This is a genomic window from Streptomyces sp. DI166, from assembly GCF_900091315.1.
In the GTDB taxonomy this organism is placed as follows: Bacteria; Actinomycetota; Actinomycetes; order Streptomycetales; family Streptomycetaceae; genus Streptomyces; species Streptomyces fuscus.
Map to the genome: position 1 here is coordinate 1 of NZ_FLSP01000230.1, position 1595 is coordinate 1595.

General features: G+C 71.5%; 1 protein-coding gene. It reads left to right on the forward strand.

Annotation, left to right across the window (positions count from 1 at the left end; all coding sequences use genetic code 11):
* Window positions 1-465: 465 nt before the first annotated feature.
* Window positions 466-1332 (forward strand): 3-methyl-2-oxobutanoate hydroxymethyltransferase, encoded by an 867-nt coding sequence (gene panB, locus GA0115233_RS39985; protein ID WP_093725698.1) that lies wholly within the window; start codon window positions 466-468, stop codon window positions 1330-1332.
* Window positions 1333-1595 lie beyond the last annotated feature (263 nt).

The following is a 1595-nucleotide window of genomic DNA, read 5'->3' on the forward strand; positions in this document are numbered from 1 at the left end:
TCAGCAGCGTGGCGCTCCAGTTGGGGCCGGCGGAGGTGTGGTCGAGGCGCCGGTAGGCGCGGCGAGGTACTCCTGGGAGACGTAGTTCCGGGCCGGTGAACGTAAGGAGCTTTACAACTCCAATCGCATCACCTTCGGCGACGACGCCCGCAACTCGATGTCCCGGACGACCTCGCTGCCGCACTGCACGACGTGCTCGCCGAGGGCCGCACCGTCACGGCCCCCACCGAGAACACCTTCAACAACCTGCTCACTCTCATCTCGCAGCAGAGCCGGGTCATCACCCATCTGAGCCTGTCCCGGGAGGCAGCCATCGCGGTCGCCGCTTACTCCGCCCGTCATCCCCTCTCGCCCCGCTTGAGCGTGACCGAGGTCGCTCTGGCTTCGCCTGGCACGAAGTGCCACCATGGAAGGGATCCGGGGACGCCGTAAGGGCGCTTCGAGATGACGTAAGGAGCCGTTGCCATGACGCAGCTTTCGGCTGCCCAGACCACACCTTCCGGCGGCAGCAAGGCGCTGTACGGGGGGAAGGGCACCCGCCGCATCACCGTCCGCGACATCGCCCTCGCCAAGGAGCGGGGCGAGAAGTGGCCCATGCTCACCGCCTACGACGCGATGACCGCGTCCGTCTTCGACGAGGCCGGCATCCCGGTCATGCTGGTCGGGGACTCCGCGGGCAACTGTCACCTCGGGTACGACACCACCGTGCCCGTCACGCTCGACGAGATGACCATGCTCTCCGCCGCCGTCGTACGGGGCACCTCGCGCGCCCTGATCGTCGGCGACCTGCCCTTCGGCTCCTACCAGGAGGGCCCGGTGCAGGCCCTGCGCTCGGCGACCCGACTGGTGAAGGAGGCCGGGGTCGGCGCGGTGAAGCTGGAGGGCGGCGAGCGCTCGCACCGCCAGATCGAGCTGCTGGTCGAGTCCGGCATCCCGGTCATGGCCCACATCGGCCTCACCCCGCAGTCCGTCAACGCCATGGGCTACCGCGTCCAGGGCCGCGGCGAGGAGGCGGCGGCGCAGCTGCTGCGGGACGCCAAGGCGGTCCAGGACGCGGGCGCCTTCGCGGTCGTGCTGGAGCTGGTCCCGGCGGAGCTGGCCGCCGAGGTGACCCGGGTGCTGCACATCCCGACGGTCGGCATCGGCGCGGGAGCCGAGACCGACGCCCAGGTCCTGGTCTGGACGGACATGCTGGGCCTGACCGGCGGCCGGGTGCCGAAGTTCGTCAAGCAGTACGCGAACCTGCGCGAGGTCATGGGGAACGCCGCGAAGGCGTTCGCCGAGGACGTGGTCGGCGGAACGTTCCCGCAGGAGGAGCACTCCGTCCACTAGTGCCGCGGCCGCACGCCGGTCGGAGCCGCCGCGGCGCCCGAAGCGTCCCGCAGCGGCACGCACAGAGCCACCGCGGTACAGAAGCAGCCCGCCGATTTCCCCCGTCGGCGGGCTGCTGCCGTGTCCGGGCCCGGTGGTGCGGACGCCCGGGCCGGGAGCCCGTTCCCCGGTGCCGCGCCTGCTCGCGCGTTCGCGTGCTGCTGGGTGTCCGGTGGCCCGAGGGCCTGCCGTTCGGCTCGGCCGGTGGGGCGGGGCACGGTGGT

What these genes read in the sequence shown, in the direction of transcription:
- panB (WP_093725698.1), top strand. Translation starts at nt 466, where the DNA reads ATGACGCAGCTTTCGGCTGCCCAGACCACACCTTCCGGCGGCAGCAAG.